The following is an 18512-nucleotide window of genomic DNA, read 5'->3' as shown; positions in this document are numbered from 1 at the left end:
ACCCCCGACACCGCATCCACCGCCGGGCCGCCCGGCGGGCCTGCGGGTACCCCCGGCGGACGCGGCAGGCCCCGGTCCGGAGAACCGGACCGGGGCCTGTCGGGTACGGGATCAGGCGACCCCGAGATATGCCTCCTTGACCGACGGGTCGTGCAGGAGTTCCTGGCCGCTGCCCTCCTTGACGATCCGGCCGGTCTCCAGCACGTAACCCCGGTGTGCCCGGGAGAGCGCCTGCTGGGCGTTCTGCTCCACCAGCAGGACCGTGGTGCCCTGCTGGTTGATCTCCGTGATGATCTCGAAGATCTGCTGGATCACCATCGGGGCCAGGCCCATGGACGGCTCGTCCAGCAGCAGCAGCTTGGGCCGGCTCATCAGCGCCCGCCCCACCGCCAGCATCTGCTGCTCACCGCCGGAGAGCGTGCCGCCGGCCTGCTTGCGCCGTTCGGCCAGCCGGGGAAAGAGCCCGAAGACCCGCTCCAGGTCGGCGGCGATCCCCGCGCTGTCCCGCCGGGTGTACGCCCCCATGTCGAGGTTCTCCAGCACCGTCATGCCGGGGAAGATGCCCCGGCCCTCCGGCGACTGGCAGATGCCCCGACCCACCCGCAGGTCGGCACGGAGGTTGGTGATGTCCTCACCGGCGAACCGGATCCGGCCCCGGGCCACCGGCCGCAGCCCGGAGATGGCCCGCATCGTGGTGGTCTTGCCGGCGCCGTTGGCGCCGATCAGGGCCACGATCTCGCCCTCGTCCACGTGCAGGCTGATGCCGTGCAGGGCCTCGATCCGGCCGTACAGCAGGGTCAGGTCCTCGATCTCAAGCAGCATCTGCCGGCACCCCCAGGTAGGCCGCGATCACCTTCGGGTTCTCCCGCACCTCGGCGGGGAGCCCTTCGGCGATCTTCTTGCCGAACTCCAGCACGACGATCCGGTCGGTGACACCCATCACCAGCCGCATGTCGTGCTCGATGAGCAGCACGGTGTAGCCGAGGTCGCGGATGCGCCGGATGAGCTGGAGCAGCTCCTCCTTCTCCGCCGGGTTGAAGCCGGCGGCCGGCTCGTCCAGGCAGAGCAGCTTCGGCTCGGTGGCCAGCGCCCGGGCGATCTCCAACCGCCGCTGGTAGCCGTACGGCAGGTTGCGGGCCAGTTCGTTGGCCCGGTCCCCGATGCCGACGAAGCGGAGCAGTGCCAGCGCCTTACGCTCACCGGCCCGCTCCTCCAGGGTGTGCCGGGAGATGCCGAAGATCTTGGCACAGGTGAGCCGGACCTGCTGCCAGGCCCGGTAGAGCGGAACCTCGGAGTCCACCACCGGAAGCTCCTCCGGCTTCGGCCGGACCCGGTAGAGCCGGAACAACGCCCCCGGCACGCTGGTGAAGTGCTGTGAGTCGGTGCCCACCATCACGTTCTCCAGCGCGGTCATCTCCGGAAAGAGCCGGATGTTCTGGAACGTCCGCGCGATGCCCATCCGGTTGATCTGGTGCGGCTTGCGACCGCTGACCCGGGTGCCGTCGAAGCGCACCTCGCCCTCAGTGGGGCGGTAGACCCCGGTCATGGCGTTGAAGCAGGTGGTCTTGCCGGCGCCGTTCGGTCCGATCAGCCCGATGATCTCACCCTTGTAGATCTGGAAGCTGACGTCGTCGAGCGCCACCACCCCGCCGAACCGGAGGGTGAGGTGGTCGACGTCGACCAGTACCTCCCGCTGGCGTGGGATCGCCCCGCCGATTTTGATCTCGTCCTTGATCTCGTCCTCGGACAACGCCTGGATCTCGTCCTTGATCTCGTCGTCAGGCATTCGCGGACACCTCCTTCGCCCGATCCTGCAACTCGCGGGCGCGGCGCCGGCTCGGTATCAGACCCTGCGGCCGGAGCAGCATGATCAGCACCAGGGCCACACCGAAGACCAGGTACCGGTACTCGGCGAAGTCCCGGAACCGCTCCGGCAGGTACGCCACCAGGAAGGCGCCGAGCGCCACCCCGGCCATGTTGCCCGCGCCGCCGACGACCACCATCGCGACGAACAGGATGGAGAGCAGTGCGTTGAACTGGTTGGGTTCGATGAACGCGTTCCGGCTGGCGAAGAGGAAGCCGGACATCCCGCCCAGCGCGGCACCGATGGCGAAGGCCCAGAGCTTGAACTTGAAGCCGTACACCCCCATCACCGCGGCGGCGTCCTCGTCCTCCCGGATCGCCAGCCAGGCCCGGCCGACGCGGCTGCGCTCCAGTCCCCGCACCGCGAAGATCAGCACGATGCCGACGGTGAGTGCCAGGTAGTACCACGGCTTCATGTCGATCAGGCCGAAGATGTCGTTGTCCGGTGAGGGCACGCCCTGCGGTCCCGGGATCCCCGCGATGCCGGAGGGGCCGCCCGTCCAGGCGACGTTCCGGGCGACGATGCGGATGATCTCGCCGAAGCCGAGGGTGACGATGGCCAGGTAGTCACCGCGCAGCCGCAGCGTCGGCCAGCCGAGGATCACCCCGGAGATCATCGTCAGGGCGATGGCCAGCGGGATGCAGATCGCCCAGGCCACCGACCAGTTCTCGGAGAGCCCGAACTGGCTCTGCAACGCCTTCACCACCGGCGACTGCTTCGAGCCGAAGAGCGCCACGGAGTACGCGCCGATGGCGTAGAAGCCGACGTAGCCCAGGTCGAGCAGGCCGGCGAGCCCGACCACCACGTTCAGGCCGATCGCGATCAACACGTAGATGGCGCAGGTGAAGAGCACACCTGCCCAGTTGTTGCCGCCCGGGATCGAGTCGGTGCGCAGCCAGGTGAGCCCCGGGATGCCGAGGTAGGGGAGGTAGTAGAGGAAGGCGAGGAAGGCGAGGAAGGCCAGCACCCGCTGCCACTTCGGCAGCGCGCGGAACCGCGCGCCGATCCCGCCGGTCACCCCGCTCACCCGACCGGTCAAGTTCCGGATGGTGTCGGTCATGCCCGTGCCCTCCCCAACGACTCTCCCAGCAGGCCGGTCGGCCGGAACAGCAGCACGACCACCAGCACGACGAACGCGGCCACGTCCTCCCAGTTCGACGAGGTGAGGGTCGCCGCGTAGACCTCGACGATGCCGAGCAGCAATCCACCGAGCAGGGCGCCCCGCAGGTTGCCGATACCGCCGAGCACAGCCGCGGTGAACGCCTTGAGCCCGAGCAGGAAACCGACGTTGAACCGGGTGTTGCCGTACCGGATGTTGTAGAGCAGCGCCGCGGCGCCGGCCAGCAGTCCGCCGAGGAGGAAGATCAGCAGGATCACGCGGTCCTTGTTCACGCCCATCAGCGCGGCGGTGTCCGGGTTCTGTGCGACCGCGCGCACGCCCCGACCGTACCGCGTCCGGTTGATGAACTGGTCCAGCGCGGCCATCATCAGCAACGCGGCGCCGATCGTGATCACCTGGGTGTTGGTGATCTGGGTGTTGCCGATCGTCAGCCAGACGTCCCGCTCGATCACGTTCGGCATGCCTTTGATCAGCCGGCCCTGCCAGACGCCGAACGCCTCGGAGATGGCCAGCGACAGCCCGATCGCGGTGATCAGGAAGATCAGCGGTGGAGCGTTCATCCGGCGGAGTCGCCGGTAGGCCACCAGTTCCACCGCGACGGCGGTGGCGCCGGAGGCCAACGCCCCGGCGAGCAGACCTGCGGCGAGCAGCAGCAACAACATGCCGATCGACGGGCCGTCGGTCGCACCGAGCATGCCCCACACGCCGAGGACCGCGAAGGTCCCCACCATGAAGACCTCGGAGTGGGCGAAGTTGATCAGCCGGAGTACGCCGTAGACCAGGGTGTAACCGAGTGCCACGAGCGCGTAGATCGAGCCCTTTGCCAAACCGTCAATGGTGTGCTGGCCGAGATGCCCGAAGAGTTCATCGAAGTTCACGAAGTCTCCCTTTTACACCGCGTGCGGCCGGGGGATCCCCCCGGCCGCACGTCGGTTGTCTGGCTCAGCTGAGCTTGATCTCCTGCTGGGCCACGAACTGCTTGGCCTTGACCTCGTAGGCCCAGATGACCACACGAGAGCGGTCGACGTCGCCGTTCGCGTCGAACTTCAGGTACTTCGAGACACCCTGCTTGTCGTAGCTGCGGACCCACTCGACCAGTTCCTCGCGGCTGGTCTTGCCGGCGGCGTAGCCCTCCAGCAGGATCTTCGCCCCGTCGTAGCCCTCGGCGCCGTAGGAGCCCGGCGCGACACCGTACTCCTTCTGGAAGTCGGCGGCGAAGGTGCCGCCGGCCTTGTCGGCGGGCAGGCAGGGGCAGGTCACGATCGCGCCCTCGGCGGCAACCTCGCCGGCACCGTTCGGGAAGCCGGGGTCGTAGAGGCCGTCGAAGCCGAGGAACTTGGCGGTCACACCGGCGGCCCGGGCCTGCTTGAGCAGCGGGGCGGCCTCGTTGGTGTAGCCGGCGTAGGCGATGACGTCCGGCGCGGCAGACTTGATCTTCGAGATGGTCGCGTCGAAGTTCTGCTGGTCGGCCTGGACCTTGTCCTCCGCCACCACGATCGGACCGAGGCCGCTCTTCACCTCGGCGATGATGCCCGCGCCGTAGGTCTGGCTGTCGTCGATCGCGAAGACCTTCTGCGCCTTGAGTACGTCCTTGATGTAGGTGACCGCGGCGCCGCCCTGGGTCTTGTCGTTGCCGACGACCCGGAAGAAGTTCTTGTTGCCGAGGGTGGTCAGCTCGGCGGCCGTCGCCGACGGGCTCACCATGACCAGGCCGGCGGCCTGGTAGGTGCCCATCGTCGCCTTGGTCTCAGCCGAGAAGTGGCCGCCGATCACCGAGGTGAAGCTGGTGTCCTGGGCGACCTGGCTCGCGACCGGGGTGGCCTGGTCGGCGTTGCCCTGGGTGTCGAACTCCTGCAGGGTGACCTGGCAGTTCGGGTTGGCGGCGTTGTGCTCCTTGACGGCCAGCTTCGCGCCGTTCAGCGACGGGGTCACCAGACCGGCGTTCGGACCGGTGAACGCGCCGAAGATGGCGATCTTGCCACCACACTCCTTGTCGCCCTCCGCGGTGCCGCCGCCGGAATCCTGGCAACCGGCTGCGGCGAGCATCGCCACCACCGCCAGTGCGGCGGTGCCGACGGCCCGTACATTCTTTCGCCTCACGGCTTATGACCTCCTCCAGATGCAGGGCGCGGCATCGGTGACGGCAGAACCTCCGCGTTGCCGTCCCGAACCTGAACCGCACACCTGCGCTACGGCTCGTGATGGCGCAGCGTAGCGGAGGCGTAATCCGTCCCGGAAGAGCTAATGGGCGGGCTTGCCAAACCGTTACGAACACGAGTGCAACAGGCCCCTCGTCCGTAACATTTGACTCATCCATAGGCTCCTATCGGCCGCTGGACAGCGCGTCTGTGATCCACAATCCGCCGCGCTCCCCGTCGTCGACGGCGAGCAGTACCCGCGCTTCGTCGGCGCGCACGACGACGTCCTGATAGACCCCGGCGGGCATCCGAACCGGAGCGGTGACCGTCTGCCAGGTTGACCCTGCGTCACCGGACGCCCACAGCTCGTGTTCGCTTCCGTTGGAGGTCGCGGCCAGCAGCCGGTCTCCGGCCGTGGTGAGCGCGCGTACCCGGGGCACCCCGCCCTGACCGGCCGCCCCGAACCGCCCGACGGCGCTCCAGCCGGAGGACCCCGGTCCGGCGGACGGCCCACCCGCCGAGGCGGCGGCGCCGCGCCACGCGCCGAAGGCGCCGCCCCGCAACCCAACCGCCACCGGCGTGCCGCCGAGCAGGACGACCCGCTGGAGTTCCTCGTACTCGTCGGTGGCCGGCAGGTCGAGCCGTTGCCACCGCCGCCCGTCCGGCGAGGTCCAGGCGAGCGGGTCCCGATCCGTCCGGCCGGCCCGGACGATGCCACCGACCAGCAGCCAGCCGGGTGCGGTGGCGATCCCCTCGAAGGCCCACGTCTCGCCGACGCCGTCGTGGGCCAGGCCGGGCGCGGCCTCCAGGATCTCGAACCGGGCGGCGTCCGGCGACAGCCAGACGGCGGCCCCGCTCATCCGGTTGCCGGCGATCAGCCAGCCGTCCGGACCCGCGCCGATCCGGGCCACGTCCATCGCCTGCGGTCCGCCGTACAGCTCGAACGGCGCCGGCACCTCGACCAGTGACCCGTCCGCCACCTGCCGCCAGGTGCTGACCCGGGGGTTGGCGTGCGCACCGCCGCGCTTCGCCCCGATCACCGCCGCACCGCCGTCGGCACAGGCCACCGAGTAGAGGACGCTGCGCTCGCCGTAGTACGACCGTGGGGTCAGCCGGAGCGAGGTCCAGGAGCGCCCGTCCGGGCTGGTCCAGGCGACGGGCCGGGTGTCGGCGTCCCGGACACCCTCCTCCGGGTTGGCGATCGCGCCGACCACGTACCACCGACCGGCACAGGTGGCGATGTCGCGGATCATCAACCGTCCCGACATACCGGACGGAACGGGCAGGGTCACCGGCTGCCACCGGGCCGTCAGGACGGGGTCCGGTTCCTCCCGGGGGGCGTCGCAGCCGGCCGCGACCAGCGCCAGGCAGAGCAGGACGGCGGCACCCGGACGGCGGAGCCGACCGGGCCGACGACGGGCGCGCGGGTGCCGGATCCACATGTGGCGAATCCTAGGTGCCGGTGCGCGCCGGATGCCATCCGTGGTCGCCGCCCGGTGTCGGCGTCAGCCCGCCTCGGCCGGCTCGGTGCCGGTGCCCTCGGCGAGGATCCGCTCGGCCACCTCACGCATCGTCATCCGGTGGTCCATCGCGGTGCGCTGGATCCACTTGAACGCCTGCGGCTCGGTCATCCCGTAGGTGGTCATCAGCGCGCCCTTGGCCCGCTCCACCGTCTTGCGGATCTCCAGGCGGTCGGTCAGGCCGGCCACCTCGGCCTCCAGGGCGGCGATCTCCGAGTAGCGCGACAGGGCGATCTCGATCGCCGGCACCAGGTCGCTCTTCTGGAACGGCTTGACCAGGTACGCCATCGCGCCGGCCGCCCGCGCCCGCTCCACCAGGTCCCGCTGGCTGAACGCGGTCAGGATGACCACCGGGGCGATCCGGCCACCGGCGATCCGTTCCGCCGCGGCCAGCCCGTCCATGATGGGCATCTTGATGTCGAGGATGACGAGGTCGGGCTTCAACTCCTCGGCGAGGCGCACCGCGGTCTCGCCGTCGCCCGCCTCCCCCACGACGTCGTAGCCCTCCTCGACCAGCATCTCGGCCAGGTCCAGCCGGATGAGCGCCTCGTCCTCGGCGATCAACACCCGCCTACGCTCGGTACCAGCCTGAATGTCGGCCACGAGCCCCTACCCCCAACTACACGTTTCCGACACCTGCCCAGCCGGGTGTCGCCGCCCTCAGCGTAGTGGGTAGTCTTATCGACGCCAGGCCCCTGTAGCCCAACGGCAGAGGCGCGATTCTCAAAAGATCGACAGTGTGGGTTCGAATCCCACCGGGGGCACGCGAAGCATCCCAAAACGGCCGACCGGAGCGCTCCAGCGACCGGTCCGGCGTCCGGCCGGTCGGCCGTCGACGCCGCCGTGACCGCCGGGCCAGGAGCGCCCCCGGGCCGACGCGGGTCGATCTTCATTCGGTACCTGTGTGCGCCGCCCCGGATATGCAATTGCTTGACTTGATCAGCGACATCGATGAAGGATTCCTTCAGAGCTGCCGTCGCGCCACCCCGCCCCGGCGATCGCTCCGGTCGCGGCCCGGCACCGGAAGGACAGAGATGACACTCAACCGTCGCTCGTTCCTCGGCAGGCTGGCCGCCGTGGGTGCCGCCGCGTCGATCGTGCCGACCCTCGCGCTGCCCGGCACCGCCCACGCCGCCACCTGGAAGAAGCGCCTGACCGGTGCCGACCTGGACACCAACAGCCGGTGGCGGGTGGCCGGCACCGACCTGGGCATCCCGTACGTGCTGGAGAACGGCTCCATCGGCTATCTCTTCGGCGACACCTTCGACACCCCGTGGCCGGAGGGCCCGCCGCTGCCCAACGACTGGCGCTCCCCCGTCATGCTGCGCTCCAACGTCCATCCGGGGGCGGCCGGCGGCGTCGTCTTCGACAGCGCGGCCCGGGTCGCCGGCAACGGCCGGGCCCCGGAACTGATGCGCAACGGCCACAACGGGATCGGCATCGACGGCCTCTGGGAGGTCACCGTCATCCCCAACGACGGGATCAGCTTTCCGGAGACCGGCCGGCAACTGATCTCCTACATGAGCATCGAGAACTGGAACGCTCCACACTGGCGGACCCGGTACGCCGGCCTCGCCTACTCCGACAACGGCAACGACTTCGTCCGTACGCCGCTGAAGTGGTGGAACAACGGCAGCAACACCGACCCGTTCCAGATGTGGACGATGCAGCGCGACGGTGACTGGGTGTACGTCTTCTCGGTCCGGTCCGGCCGCCAGGACGGCCCGATGATGCTGCGCCGGGTCCGCTGGGACCGGATGTTCCAGCCCGAGTCGTACGAGGGCTGGGGCTGGAACGGCACCGACTGGGGCTGGGGCCGCCCCTGCTCGCCGATCCTGACCGGCCGCTTCGGGGAGCCCTCGGTTCGGCGGCTGGCCGACGGTACCTGGGTGATGGCCTACCTCAACTGCGTCACCGGCTGCATCGTCACCCGTACCGCCACCGGCCCCGACCGGGTCTGGACCGCCGAGAAGGTCCAGGTGCACCCGTGGCAGGAGCCGGCGCTGTACGGCGGTTTCATCCACCCCTGGTCCAGCCGGAACCCGAACGACCTGCACCTCATGGTCTCCAAGTGGACCCGGGGACCGGACGGCCGGAGCACCGCCTACCACGTGAGCCAGTTCGTCGGCACGGTCTGACCCCGCCGGGGGCAGACCGCTCAGGGGGTCAGCGTGAAGCCCCGGTACCCGTCGGCGGCGACGCCGTCGCAGATCCTGCGGTACGCGCCCACCCCGCCGGCGTACGGCATGAAGACCCGCGCCTTGCCGGGCACGTTCGCGCCGAGATACCAGGAGTCGGTCCTCGGGTAGAGGGTGCCGCTGGCGACGGCGGCGACGTGCGCGACCCAGTCGTCCTCGGCCGAGCGGGTGGCCTCGATCGTACTCAGGCCGCGCTCGCGCAGCCACCGGATGCAGTCGGCGATCCACTCCACGTGCTGCTCGATGGAGACGATCATGTTGCTGAGGGCCGACGGGCTGCCCGGTCCGGTGATCATGAACAGGTTGGGGAACCCCGACGTGGCGAGCCCGAGATAGGCGCGGGGTCCGGCGGCCCACTTCTCCCTGAGCGACCGCCCGGACCGGCCCCGGATGTCGATGGCGGTCAGCGCGCCGGTCATCGCGTCGAAGCCGGTGGCGAGGACGATGGCGTCGCACCCGTACTCCTGGCTGGACGTCCGGACACCCCGCGCGGTGACCGCCACCAGCGGGGTCCGGCGCAGGTTGACCAGGCGTACGTTGTCGCGGTTGTAGGTGGCGTAGTAGTCGGTGTCGAGGCAGGGCCGCTTCGTCCCGAACGGGTAGCGGGGGCAGAGGTCCTCGGCGACCACCGGATCCCGGACGATCTGGCGGATCTTCGACCGGACGAACTCGGCGGCGGTGTCGTTGGCGTGCTCGTCGACCGCCAGGTCGGTGAAGGCGCTCATCAGGGCGGTGACGCTGCCGAACTCCCACCTCTGCTGGTACGTCCGGTTCCGTTCCTCGGCCCCGACCTGGAGCGCCGACCGGGTCGCCGGTGGGTGCGGGCTCGGCACACCGAAGCCCGACTCGCGCTGCTGCTGGCGGAACATCCGGTACCCGGCCTTGAGCCGGTCGCGTTCGGCGTCGGTCAGCGGCCGGTTCCAGGCCGGCATGCTGTACGCCGGGGTCCGCTGGAAGACGGTGAGTTCGGCGGCCTGCCGGGCGATGACCGGGATCGACTGCACCCCGGAGGAGCCGGTGCCGACGAGCCCGACCCGCAGCCCGGTGAAGTCCACCCCGTCGTGCGGCCACCGCGCCGTGTGATAGACCGGTCCGGCGAACGAGTCGATGCCGGGGATCTCCGGTGCCTTGGCGACCGACAGGCAGCCGGTGGCCAGCACGCAGAACCGCGCCGTGACCGGCTGCCCGTGGTCGGTACGCACCCGCCAGACACGGGTCCGCTCGTCGTGGTGCACGGCGAGGACCCTGGTGCCGAACCGCACGTGTCGGCGCAGGTCGAACCGGTCGGCCACGTGCCGGATGTACCGCAGCAGCTCCGGCTGGGCCGGATAGCGCTCCGACCAGTTCCACTCCTGTTCGAGTTCGGGCGAGAAGGAGTACGAGTAGTGCATGCTCTCCACGTCGCAGCGCGCCCCGGGGTACCGGTTCCAGTACCAGGTGCCGCCGACGTCGTCGCCGGCCTCGATGGCGCGGACGGCGAGGCCGAGCTGACGCAGCCGGTACAGCATGTACAACCCGGCGAGGCCGGCCCCGACGACCACGGCGTCGACGTGCTCGCCGGGCTCGCTCGCGGTGTCGGGTGGGTTCGTCGCCATGGGCATCCTCGGTCGGTGGGCTGCGGGAGGGGTGCGGCGGGTCGCCGGGCCGTACCGGCTCAGCGGGCCTGGTAGCCGCCGTCGACGTAGAGTTCGGAACCGGTCATGAACGAGGCGTCGTCGCTGGCCAGGAAGGCGACGCAGGCGGCCACCTCGGCGGGTCGGCCCAGCCGGCCCAGCGGGGTGAGCGCGACCATCCCGGCCTCGGCGTCGGTACCCCGGACGAAGTCCAGCAGCGGCGTGTCGATGAACCCGGGGTGTACGGAGTTGACCCGCACCCCGTGCTCCGCCCAGCGCAGCGCCAGGTTCTTCGTCAGCACCCGGACCGCGCCCTTGCTGGCGTGGTAGGCCGGCGAGGTACCGAAGCCGCCCGAGGTGCCGAAGATGGAACTCACGTTGACCACCACACCGTGGCCGGAGACCTTCAACGCCGGTGCGGCGGCCTTCAGCCCCAGGAAGACCCCGGTCTGGTTCACCGCGATCGTCCGCTCGTACTCGTGCAGGGTGGTCTCCTCGATCCCGGCGAGGTCCAGCACACCGGCGTTGTTCACCAGGATGTCGAGCCCGCCGAAGAGGTCGACGGCCCGGCCGACGGCGGCCTGCCAGGAGGACTCGGCGGTGACGTCGTGGTGCCGGAAGGCCGCCCTGCCGCCGCTGTCCCGGATCGCGGCGGCGACGGCCTCCCCCGGCTCGTCGTGGACGTCGGTGACCAGCACCGCGGCGCCCTCGTCGGCCAGCCGCAGCGCGGTGGCCCGGCCGATCCCGCCGGCCGCGCCCGTCACCAACGCCACCCGGTCAACGAGTCGGGCCACCGGTACTCCCCTCGGCTGCTCCGCCGGTCGCCGCCCGCCCCGGCCGGGCGGCCGCCCCGGCGCTCCCCGGGCTCGGCGCCGACCGGGCGCGGCGTCCACGCACGGCGACGGGCAGCCGGAGGAAGCCGCGGATCGTCGCGCTCCGGCGCCGGCTGACCCGGCCGGCGGGGACGAGGTCCAGCCGCTCGGCGATGGTCGCCAGCGCCACCTCACCCTCCAGCCGGGCGAGCGAGGCCCCCAGGCAGTAGTGGATGCCGCTGGAGAAGGCCAGGTGGTCGGCGACCTGCCCACGGGTCATGTCGAACCGGTCCGGGTGCGGATACACCTCCGGGTCGCGGTTGGCGGCACCGAGCAGGGTGATGACCCAGTCGTTCGGGCGTACCACGGCACCGGCGACCTCGATCTCCTCGTGGGCGACCCGCGCCGCGCGCTGCACCGGGGCGTCGTAGCGCAGTGTCTCCTCGACGACGGCGGCGGCCAGCGACGGGTCCGCGCGGAGCAGCGCCCACTGCTCCGGATGGTCGAGCAGCGCGTGCACGGCGTTGCCAATCAGGTTCACCGTCGTCTCGAAGCCGGCGATGAGCAGCAGGGTGCACATCGCGAGCAGCTCGGCGGAGCTGATCTCCTCCTCGGCCGCGACGAGCCTGCTGACCAGGTCGTCGCCCGGCTCGCGGCGACGCCGCGCCACGAGGTCGGTGAAGATGGCGTCGACCTCGGCCCTCGCCGCCACCAGACCCCGGAGCTGGCGTACCGAGCGGACGCCGTCCAGGGCGCCGCCGATCGCGAGTCCGTAGCGGGCGAAGGCGGCCTCGTCGACCCCTGTGACGCCGAGGAGGTCGGCGATCACGGTGATCGGCAGGGGGGCGGCGATCGCGGTGACGAGATCGAAGCTGCCACGGCCGGCGGCCCGCTCGACGAGCCGGGCGGCGGTCTCCTCGATCCGGGGACGGTACCCGGCCACCCGCCGCTGGCTGAAGTCCGGTGCCGCGAGCCGGCGCAGCCGGGTGTGCTCCGGCGGGTCCCGGTCCACGAACGACAGGTCGGTCGGGCTGGTGCCGACCGTGGCACCGAGCCCCTGCACCCCGAACCGGCGGTCCCGCAGCACCTGGTTGCAGACCCGGTGGCCGGTCGCCGCCCAGTTGCCCAGACAGGTCGGGACGATCGGCCCCACCGCCCGCATCCGGTCGTAGAGGCGGTAGGGCTCTACCCGCCCGGGGCGGGTCTCCAGCAGGGCCATCGGGTCGCGCCGGGCGAAGCCGTGGTAGGCGATCTCCGCCCGCCGTCGGTACAGCCGCAGCGCGAATGTCGCGGAGTCAACCACTCTGCCCAAGGCTCCCCCAATCCGACGACCTCGGCACCCGCACGGTCTCCCGCCAGGCCACCCGGCACGGTTCGTCGCCGCGTACCGCCACCGCCGCCGTACCCGGCAGTGGCGGGTGCAGGTCGGTGACCCACCAGGGCCCGGGCAGGCCGGCCGGTCCACCCGGTACGACGGTGCCGCTGGTCGGTGCCGCCGTACCCGTGTGGTCGACCCGCAGCCGGAGCCCGTGCCGCAGCCGTGCGCCGTCCGCCTTGACACAGGCCTCCTTGCGGGTCCACATCCGCAGGAATCTCCGTCGCCGGTCGGCCGGGTCCGGTACCAGCAGCGCGTCGACCTCGTCCGGGGCGAAGAAGCGCCGCGCGAACGCCTCCGGCGACCGGGGGCGGGGGCCGTCGGCGACGTCCACCCCCACCGGCCGGTACGCCGTCACCGCCAGCAGCGCCACGTCACCGTGGTGCGAGACGTTGTGTTCCAGCCCGTCCAGCCGGGGCTTGCCGTGCCGGCCGCGGCGCAGTACGACCAGGTGCGGGGCGCGGTCGAGGTAGCCGCCGAGCACGCTCCGGGTCAGTCCGTGCGCGACGACGAAACGCCGCCGGAGCGCCCCGGCCAGGCGGGCGGCCCGCTCCCGCTCGGCGGCGTCGAGCAGCCCGGTCAGCCGCCGGACGTCGTCGGCACCCGCCGTCAGGTCGAGCGCCCACAGGTCGACCTGATCCCCGTCGCAGCCGAGCGGACCCATCAGCGGTCCCGCCCGCCGGGTCCGGTGGTCGCGGGGAGGTCCACCGCGGCGAGCGACAGGTGGCGCAGCCGGGACTCGTACTCGACGAGGACGAGCCGGCCCGGCGCCCCGGTACCGGCCGGGTCGCCGCCGCCCGGGGTCGCGGTCGACCGGGTGGCCTCGGAGAGGTACGCCCAGCCCGACGTGCAGAGCAGGCCCGCCGGTCCCGCCACCACCGGCACGTCGAGCCCGGTCAACTGCCCCGGCGGCACCCCCGCACCGGCCACCACGCGTACCGGCCCCGGCTGCGTGGTCAGGGCCGGAAGCCGGGCCCGCAGAACCTCGCCGACCTGCCCCGGGTCGACCCCGGCATGCTGCTGGAGCAGTATCCCGCCGTCGGGCCGGGCGGGCACCCGGTCCAGGACCAGCGCCACTCCGAGGTCCCGGCTCGGCAGGTCCGCGCGATCGTCGACCTCCCAGGGCACGGTGCTCTGGTCCAGCACCAGCACCAGGGCGCGACGCAGCGGCACGCTGTCGAGGTACGTCCCGGCGACCCGCAGCGCGCTGAACGGCGCGACCCGCCCCTGGTCGCAGAGGGTGAAGGCGACCGGCGTGCCGGGGGCGGCGTCAACCAGCGAGCAGGCCGGGGACGTCCCGGGATTGAGTTCGGGCACGGCGTGGCAGAGCACGATCAGGTCGACCGAGGGCCACTCCGGGCCGATGTCGCCGACGAGGTCGTGGGCCATCGTGCTGAACGAGGTGCCGGCGCCGGCCCGCAGCGCCTCGGGTCGGAAGGTACCGTCCCGGCTCGCCACGAGATCGCGCAGGTACCGCTCGACCGCGGGCTGCACACCGGTGTCGGCACCGCCGTCGGTACCGCCGTCCGGCCCGAAGGCGCGGTGCCGGGCCGAGACGAGCCGCAGCGGCAGCCGGACGGTGGGGCCGGCCCGGACGGCCCGGGCCAGCGGTGGCGCGGCGGTCACCAGCACGCTAGCCGTCCAGCTGGCACCGCACGTAGCCGGCCAGGGCCCGTACGCTGGTGAAGTGGTGTTGTTCGAGGGTGTCCATGTCGAACTCCACACCCGAGTCGGCCTCGATCTCCATCAGCAGTTCGAGGGCACTCGTCGAGTCCAGGCCGAGGTCGTCGAAGAGCCGGGAGTCCGGCCCGATCTCCGCCGGGTCCCGGTCGAGCACCTGGGCGATGGCCCGGCGCACCAGGTCGAGAAGCTCCTCACCCGGCTCGACGTACGAGGTCGAGATACTGTGCGTCATCCTGGTACTCCCTGGTCGGACCCGGCGCTGGCCGGTTCGGTGTACAGAACTTGCGGGTTCAGCAGGTCGTCCACGGTGTCCCGGCGGCGGACGAGATGGGCCCGGCCGGCGTCCACCAGTACCTCGGCCGGATGGCCGTGGCTGAGGAAGAGCACCGGTGACGCGGACGGCCCGTACGCGCCGGACCGGAGGACCCCGACGAGGTCGCCCACCCGTACCGGCGGCAGCCGCACCGCCTTGCCGAGGGTGTCGTTCGGGGTGCAGAGCGGCCCGGTGACGTGCCAGGACTCCGAGGCCGGCTCCTTGACCCGGTTGAGCAGGGCCAGCGGATAGTTGCGCTTGACGAAGGAACCGATCCCCACCGCCGCCATGTGGTGGTTGGTCCCGCCGTCCACGATCGCGAAGTTCTCGCCCATCGACGACTTCACGTAGTTGACCCTGGTCAGGTAGACGCCGGCCGGTGCGGTGAGATATCTGCCGACCTCCAGCAGCACCCTGGTCCGGGGGTGTCGCCGGACGAAGTCCCCGACCACCGGGTTGAGCAGCCCGGCGAGCACGGCCAGGTCGAGGTCGTTCTCGCCCTCGAAGTAGGCGACCCCGAGCCCACCGCCGACGTCGACGACCTCCAACGGGAAGCCGCAGTGCCGGCTGACCCGCTCGGCCAGCTCGAAGATCCGACGGGTGTTCTCGACCACCACCTGCTCGCTGAGGATCCGGGTACCGACGTACACCTGGATTCCGATCAACCGGATCCCGGGCCTGCGCAGCCGGCCGGGGTCACCGTCGCAGAGCTGGCTCTCGTCGATGCCGAACTGACGCGGCCGGCCGCCCATGGTGAGTCCGGAGCCCTTCACCGAGAAGCGGGGGTTCACCCGCAGCACCACCGGCGCGACGACACCGTGCGCCCGGGCCCGCCGGTCGATCAGCTCCAGCTCGCCGTACGACTCGCAGACGATCGCTCCGACGCCACCGCGTACGCAGGCGTCCACCTCCTCGGCGGTCTTGCCCGGCCCGAGGAAGATCACGTCCGGCGCGGCGACGCCGGCCCGGTCTGCCGTGGCCAGCTCGGCCAGCGACGACACCTCCGCCTTGGCGCCGAGCGAGCGGAGCAGCGCGCAGACCGAGACGTTCGGGTTCGCCTTGAGCGAGTAGAAGATCTCCAGGGCGGGGTGCAGGGCGGCGCGGAGTTCGGTGAACCGTCGGCGGAGTTCGGCGCCGTCGTACAGGTAGACCGGCGTGCCGAACCGCTCCGCCAGCTCGCTGACGCTGAACCCCTGGATCTCGAACTCGGCACTCATCCGGTCACCTCCGCCAGGGTGCGCAGCCGCCGGCCGACCTCGGCGTCGAGGGCGCCGAGCCGGTCCGCCGAGTCGGCCACCAGCAGCGTGTAGAGCCGGCCGTCGAAGGTCTCCGCCCCGGGCCGCCCGGCGGCGGCGTTCACCGTCGCGAAGGTGGTCACCAGCACGCCGGTACCGCCGGCACCGGGAAGCAGCAGGTCGTCGAGCCGGTCGTGGAACGTCTTGAACGGCACCCGGGTACGCAGCCGCACCGGATAGTGCCGGGCCATGGCCCGCTGCCCCGGTGCCAGCAACAGCTCCTGCACCCGGGCCTGGTACGTCGACATGTTGTGCCGGGCGTTGATCTCGATCACCGGAAGGACCCGGCCGTCGTCCCCGACCATCGCGTCGATCCCGACCACCCCCCGGTAGCCCTCCCCCGCCAGCCGCCGCCCGATCAGCTCGCCCGCGTCCCGCAACTGGCCCCGCTCCGCCGGGCTGAGCCGGGCCGGGAAGCGGTGCCCCTGGTGCACGCCCCCCTCGGTGATCGCCTCCTTGACGAAGTCGAAGTGGACGGTGCCGGTACGCCCGACGGTCACCTGGTAGTTCAGGTCGGTACGCTTGCCGACCCACTCCTCGACGACCAGCGCCAACCGGTCGTCGCCGCTGCGTTCCGCCCGCCGCCGCAGCATGCGGTCGAGCTGGTCGAGCCGGGACCCGTCCCGGAGCACCAGGATGCCCCGGCCGGAGACCCCGAAGGCGTCCTTGACGGCGACCGTTCCGCCGGCCGCCAGGATCTGCCGGGCCCGTCCGGCCGCCGCCGCCCACTCGGCGAGCGTCTCGCTGGTCCAGCCGGCCGGCTGGGGCAGGCCGAGTTCGTCGGCGAGCCGACGGCTGTAGATCTTGCTGTTCACCCGCTTGCAGAGCGTCGCCGGGCCGCCCGCGACGGGCAGGTCGCCGGCCCGGGCGAGCCGCTCCTCCAGCACCGAGACGCCGTGCGGCAACAGTTGCGCGCCGGTCGCGGCCAGCGCCCGCAGCCGGGCCAGCACCGGCTCGTCGTCGAGCACGTCCGCGGTGACGACCCGCTCGGGATCCTGCCGCTCCGGGCAGAGCAGACCGGGCAGCGGCACGCCGAGCGCGGAGAGATAGCCGAGGAAGTCGGGGTCGGGCGCCTCCTTGAGTACGACGTGGTCGTCCGGGCCGGCCAGCAGCAGCGCGAACTCGTCCATCCGGTTCACCACCGCGCCGGACGTGCTGAACCCGGCCCTCGGCAGGCCGTACTCGCCCTCGGCCCAGTACTGCTCGACCTCGAAGTTCCCCACCACGACGAACGGCGTCCGGCCCTCCCCGACCAGGGACGCCTTCAGCCGGCTCAGGAAGTCGCCACCCGACCTCGGGAGGTCGCCACCCGACCTCGGGAGGTCGTCGCTCGACCGATGCACGTCAACCACGTGAGCCCGCACCACCGTTTCAGTGTTCGAAGACCATTGCGGAAAATGTGGCGCCGAGACCGACGGAGGCCATCAGGTAGCGGTCCCCGGGCCGGAGGCGCCCCGTCTCGACGGCGGTGGTGTAGTTGATGAACGGGTCGGCGGAGTAGCAGTGCCCGAGACTCGGCACGTTCGCCAGCAGCACCCGCTCCTCCGGGAACCCGAGGTGTCGGCAGACCCGCGCCCAGGAGTAGCGGTTGACGTTGTGCGGCAGCACCAGGTCGAGGTCGGGCAACCCCAGCCCGGCCTCGTGCAGCGCGGCCAGGATGACCTCGGCCAGGTACTCGAAGTACCGGAGCCGGAACTCGTCGGCCAGCTCTCCGGTCAGGTACAGCCCACTGTGGAACTGCCCGTAGGTGCGGGTGGCGTACGACAGCATCCGGTCGCTGGGCCCGCCGTGCCGGACGAGCACCGCGGCCGAGCCCTCCCCCATCACCGACGTCTCCGGGATGAGCTGTACACCCGGGGTGAATGCCTTCTCCCCGGCGAAGACCAGCGCCAGCCCGTCGGGGTCGCCGTCCTCGGCGAGCAGCCGACCGGCCAGGTCGACCGCGAGCAGCCCGGAGGCGCAGCCGTGCTGGGTCACCGTGAACGCCGTCGCGTGGCCGAGCCGCAGTGCGTCGCAGACCTCCCGCAGGGCGGAGACCGGGTACGGCTCCACCGCCTCGATCGTGCGGGCCTGCACCACGTACCGCACCCGGTCCTCGGCGCCGCGCAGGGCGTCGAGCTTTCCGGCCGCCGCGAGCATCAGGTCGGCCAGCGTGCCGGTCGGGTGCAGGCAGACCTCGCCGAGCCCGTAGAACCGCCGGAACACCCGGAGCTGCCGGTCGTCGATGCCCAGCCACCGCGCCAGGTCGCCGATCGGTGCCCGCGTCGACGGCGTGAACGCCGACACCGCCGCCAGCGCGGTCACGGCGGACCCTCGCCCCGGCCGACCACGGTCGACAGGTGTGCGACCAGCGCGTCGACGCTGGGGTGGTCCCAGACCAGCGTCGGTTCCAGCCGGACGTGCAGGTGGTCCTCGAGGTCCGCGCAGAGCGAGAGGGCCAGTACCGAGTGCAGGCCGTAGTCCGCGAGCGACCGGGCCGGGTCGACCTGGGCGGGTCCGCACTCCAGATAGCTGGCGACCCGCTCGATCAGCCAGGCGCGGAGGGTCTCGGTCTCGTCACCGGTGGCAAAGCTGGTCACTG

General features: G+C 71.6%; 18 protein-coding genes and 1 tRNA gene. 2 read left to right on the top strand and 17 right to left on the bottom strand.

All coding sequences use genetic code 11. The features are described 5' to 3' along the window. Positions 1 to 111: 111 nt before the first annotated feature. The 7 genes from C6W10_RS36090 to C6W10_RS36060 all read right to left on the bottom strand — a co-directional run bounded on the left by C6W10_RS36090 (position 112) and on the right by C6W10_RS36060 (position 7245). The gene (locus C6W10_RS36090; RefSeq protein ID WP_107263447.1) at positions 112 to 822 is read right to left on the bottom strand and encodes an ABC transporter ATP-binding protein; all 711 of its coding nucleotides are present in this window, start codon (positions 820 to 822) and stop codon (positions 112 to 114) included. Then, complete coding sequence (locus C6W10_RS36085; RefSeq protein WP_107263446.1) at positions 812 to 1786, bottom strand: ABC transporter ATP-binding protein; 975 nt, start codon at positions 1784 to 1786, stop codon at positions 812 to 814. Before C6W10_RS36085 ends, C6W10_RS36090 begins: the two co-directional genes overlap by 11 nt. Continuing rightward, a complete protein-coding gene (locus C6W10_RS36080) occupies positions 1779 to 2924 on the bottom strand; it encodes a branched-chain amino acid ABC transporter permease (RefSeq protein WP_107263445.1) in 1146 nt (381 codons plus the stop codon). Before C6W10_RS36080 ends, C6W10_RS36085 begins: the two co-directional genes overlap by 8 nt. Continuing rightward, complete coding sequence (locus C6W10_RS36075; RefSeq protein WP_107263444.1) at positions 2921 to 3862, bottom strand: branched-chain amino acid ABC transporter permease; 942 nt, start codon at positions 3860 to 3862, stop codon at positions 2921 to 2923. Before C6W10_RS36075 ends, C6W10_RS36080 begins: the two co-directional genes overlap by 4 nt. Before the next feature lie 64 nt (positions 3863 to 3926). After that, positions 3927 to 5084 (bottom strand): branched-chain amino acid ABC transporter substrate-binding protein, encoded by a 1158-nt coding sequence (locus C6W10_RS36070; protein ID WP_107263443.1) that lies wholly within the window; start codon positions 5082 to 5084, stop codon positions 3927 to 3929. A gap of 223 nt (positions 5085 to 5307) precedes the next feature. After that, positions 5308 to 6564: a hypothetical protein gene (locus tag C6W10_RS36065; protein ID WP_107263442.1), complete on the bottom strand. Its 1257-nt coding sequence runs from the start codon at positions 6562 to 6564 to the stop codon at positions 5308 to 5310. Positions 6565 to 6627: 63 nt separating this feature from the next. After that, positions 6628 to 7245, bottom strand: coding sequence for an ANTAR domain-containing response regulator (locus C6W10_RS36060; RefSeq protein ID WP_107263441.1), 618 nt, complete (start codon positions 7243 to 7245; stop codon positions 6628 to 6630). 88 nt (positions 7246 to 7333) lie between these two features. Between C6W10_RS36060 and C6W10_RS36055 the strand changes: the two genes are divergently transcribed. Both C6W10_RS36055 and C6W10_RS36050 read left to right on the top strand, forming a co-directional pair. Further along, positions 7334 to 7406, top strand: a tRNA-Leu gene (locus C6W10_RS36055). A 270-nt stretch (positions 7407 to 7676) separates the two neighbouring features. After that, positions 7677 to 8780, top strand: coding sequence for a DUF4185 domain-containing protein (locus tag C6W10_RS36050; protein WP_107263440.1), 1104 nt, complete (start codon positions 7677 to 7679; stop codon positions 8778 to 8780). 20 nt (positions 8781 to 8800) lie between these two features. Here C6W10_RS36050 and C6W10_RS36045 read toward each other — a convergent pair whose 3' ends face one another. From C6W10_RS36045 to C6W10_RS36000, 10 genes are read right to left on the bottom strand one after another with little or no spacing between them, the layout of a single operon-like run. Further along, positions 8801 to 10435 (bottom strand): NAD(P)/FAD-dependent oxidoreductase, encoded by a 1635-nt coding sequence (locus C6W10_RS36045; RefSeq protein WP_199853812.1) that lies wholly within the window; start codon positions 10433 to 10435, stop codon positions 8801 to 8803. A gap of 59 nt (positions 10436 to 10494) precedes the next feature. Next, complete coding sequence (locus C6W10_RS36040; protein ID WP_107263438.1) at positions 10495 to 11247, bottom strand: SDR family NAD(P)-dependent oxidoreductase; 753 nt, start codon at positions 11245 to 11247, stop codon at positions 10495 to 10497. Continuing rightward, a complete protein-coding gene (locus tag C6W10_RS36035; protein ID WP_234361541.1) occupies positions 11231 to 12568 on the bottom strand; it encodes a cytochrome P450 in 1338 nt (445 codons plus the stop codon). Before C6W10_RS36035 ends, C6W10_RS36040 begins: the two co-directional genes overlap by 17 nt. Then, entirely contained in the window at positions 12561 to 13304 is a 744-nt protein-coding gene (locus tag C6W10_RS36030; protein WP_107263437.1) for a 4'-phosphopantetheinyl transferase superfamily protein, read from the bottom strand. Before C6W10_RS36030 ends, C6W10_RS36035 begins: the two co-directional genes overlap by 8 nt. Next, positions 13304 to 14266 carry a hypothetical protein gene (locus C6W10_RS36025; protein WP_159104895.1) on the bottom strand — a complete coding sequence of 321 codons (963 nt, stop codon included), beginning with the start codon at positions 14264 to 14266 and terminating at the stop codon, positions 13304 to 13306. The genes C6W10_RS36030 and C6W10_RS36025 overlap by 1 nt, the downstream gene beginning before the upstream one ends. 7 nt (positions 14267 to 14273) lie before the next feature. Next, on the bottom strand, positions 14274 to 14555 hold the full coding sequence (locus tag C6W10_RS36020) for an acyl carrier protein (protein ID WP_107263435.1): 282 nt from the start codon (positions 14553 to 14555) through the stop codon (positions 14274 to 14276). Further along, positions 14552 to 15853, bottom strand: coding sequence for a diaminopimelate decarboxylase (lysA, locus tag C6W10_RS36015; RefSeq protein WP_107263434.1), 1302 nt, complete (start codon positions 15851 to 15853; stop codon positions 14552 to 14554). The genes C6W10_RS36020 and lysA overlap by 4 nt, the downstream gene beginning before the upstream one ends. Next, on the bottom strand, positions 15850 to 17283 hold the full coding sequence (locus C6W10_RS36010; RefSeq protein ID WP_234361540.1) for an ATP-grasp domain-containing protein: 1434 nt from the start codon (positions 17281 to 17283) through the stop codon (positions 15850 to 15852). Before C6W10_RS36010 ends, lysA begins: the two co-directional genes overlap by 4 nt. Before the next feature lie 19 nt (positions 17284 to 17302). Then, positions 17303 to 18235: a ketoacyl-ACP synthase III family protein gene (locus tag C6W10_RS36005; RefSeq protein WP_107263432.1), complete on the bottom strand. Its 933-nt coding sequence runs from the start codon at positions 18233 to 18235 to the stop codon at positions 17303 to 17305. Beyond that, positions 18232 to 18510 (bottom strand): acyl carrier protein, encoded by a 279-nt coding sequence (locus C6W10_RS36000; RefSeq protein WP_199853066.1) that lies wholly within the window; start codon positions 18508 to 18510, stop codon positions 18232 to 18234. The genes C6W10_RS36005 and C6W10_RS36000 overlap by 4 nt, the downstream gene beginning before the upstream one ends. Positions 18511 to 18512 lie beyond the last annotated feature (2 nt).

The organism is Plantactinospora sp. BB1, assembly GCF_003030385.1.
Taxonomy (GTDB): domain Bacteria; phylum Actinomycetota; class Actinomycetes; order Mycobacteriales; family Micromonosporaceae; genus Plantactinospora.
Note: the sequence above shows the minus strand (reverse complement) of the source record. Positions and strands in the feature narration are given on the sequence as shown.

Bases quoted from the DNA above. Each gene is read 5' to 3' on its own strand.
- C6W10_RS36030 (WP_107263437.1), bottom strand. From the start codon at position 13,304: ATGGGTCCGCTCGGCTGCGACGGGGATCAGGTCGACCTGTGGGCGCTC.
- C6W10_RS36050 (WP_107263440.1), top strand. From the start codon at position 7,677: ATGACACTCAACCGTCGCTCGTTCCTCGGCAGGCTGGCCGCCGTGGGT.
- C6W10_RS36020 (WP_107263435.1), bottom strand. From the start codon at position 14,555: ATGACGCACAGTATCTCGACCTCGTACGTCGAGCCGGGTGAGGAGCTT.
- C6W10_RS36090 (WP_107263447.1), bottom strand. From the start codon at position 822: ATGCTGCTTGAGATCGAGGACCTGACCCTGCTGTACGGCCGGATCGAG.
- lysA (WP_107263434.1), bottom strand. From the start codon at position 15,853: ATGAGTGCCGAGTTCGAGATCCAGGGGTTCAGCGTCAGCGAGCTGGCG.
- C6W10_RS36080 (WP_107263445.1), bottom strand. From the start codon at position 2,924: ATGACCGACACCATCCGGAACTTGACCGGTCGGGTGAGCGGGGTGACC.
- C6W10_RS36085 (WP_107263446.1), bottom strand. From the start codon at position 1,786: ATGCCTGACGACGAGATCAAGGACGAGATCCAGGCGTTGTCCGAGGAC.
- C6W10_RS36065 (WP_107263442.1), bottom strand. From the start codon at position 6,564: ATGTGGATCCGGCACCCGCGCGCCCGTCGTCGGCCCGGTCGGCTCCGC.
- C6W10_RS36045 (WP_199853812.1), bottom strand. From the start codon at position 10,435: ATGGCGACGAACCCACCCGACACCGCGAGCGAGCCCGGCGAGCACGTC.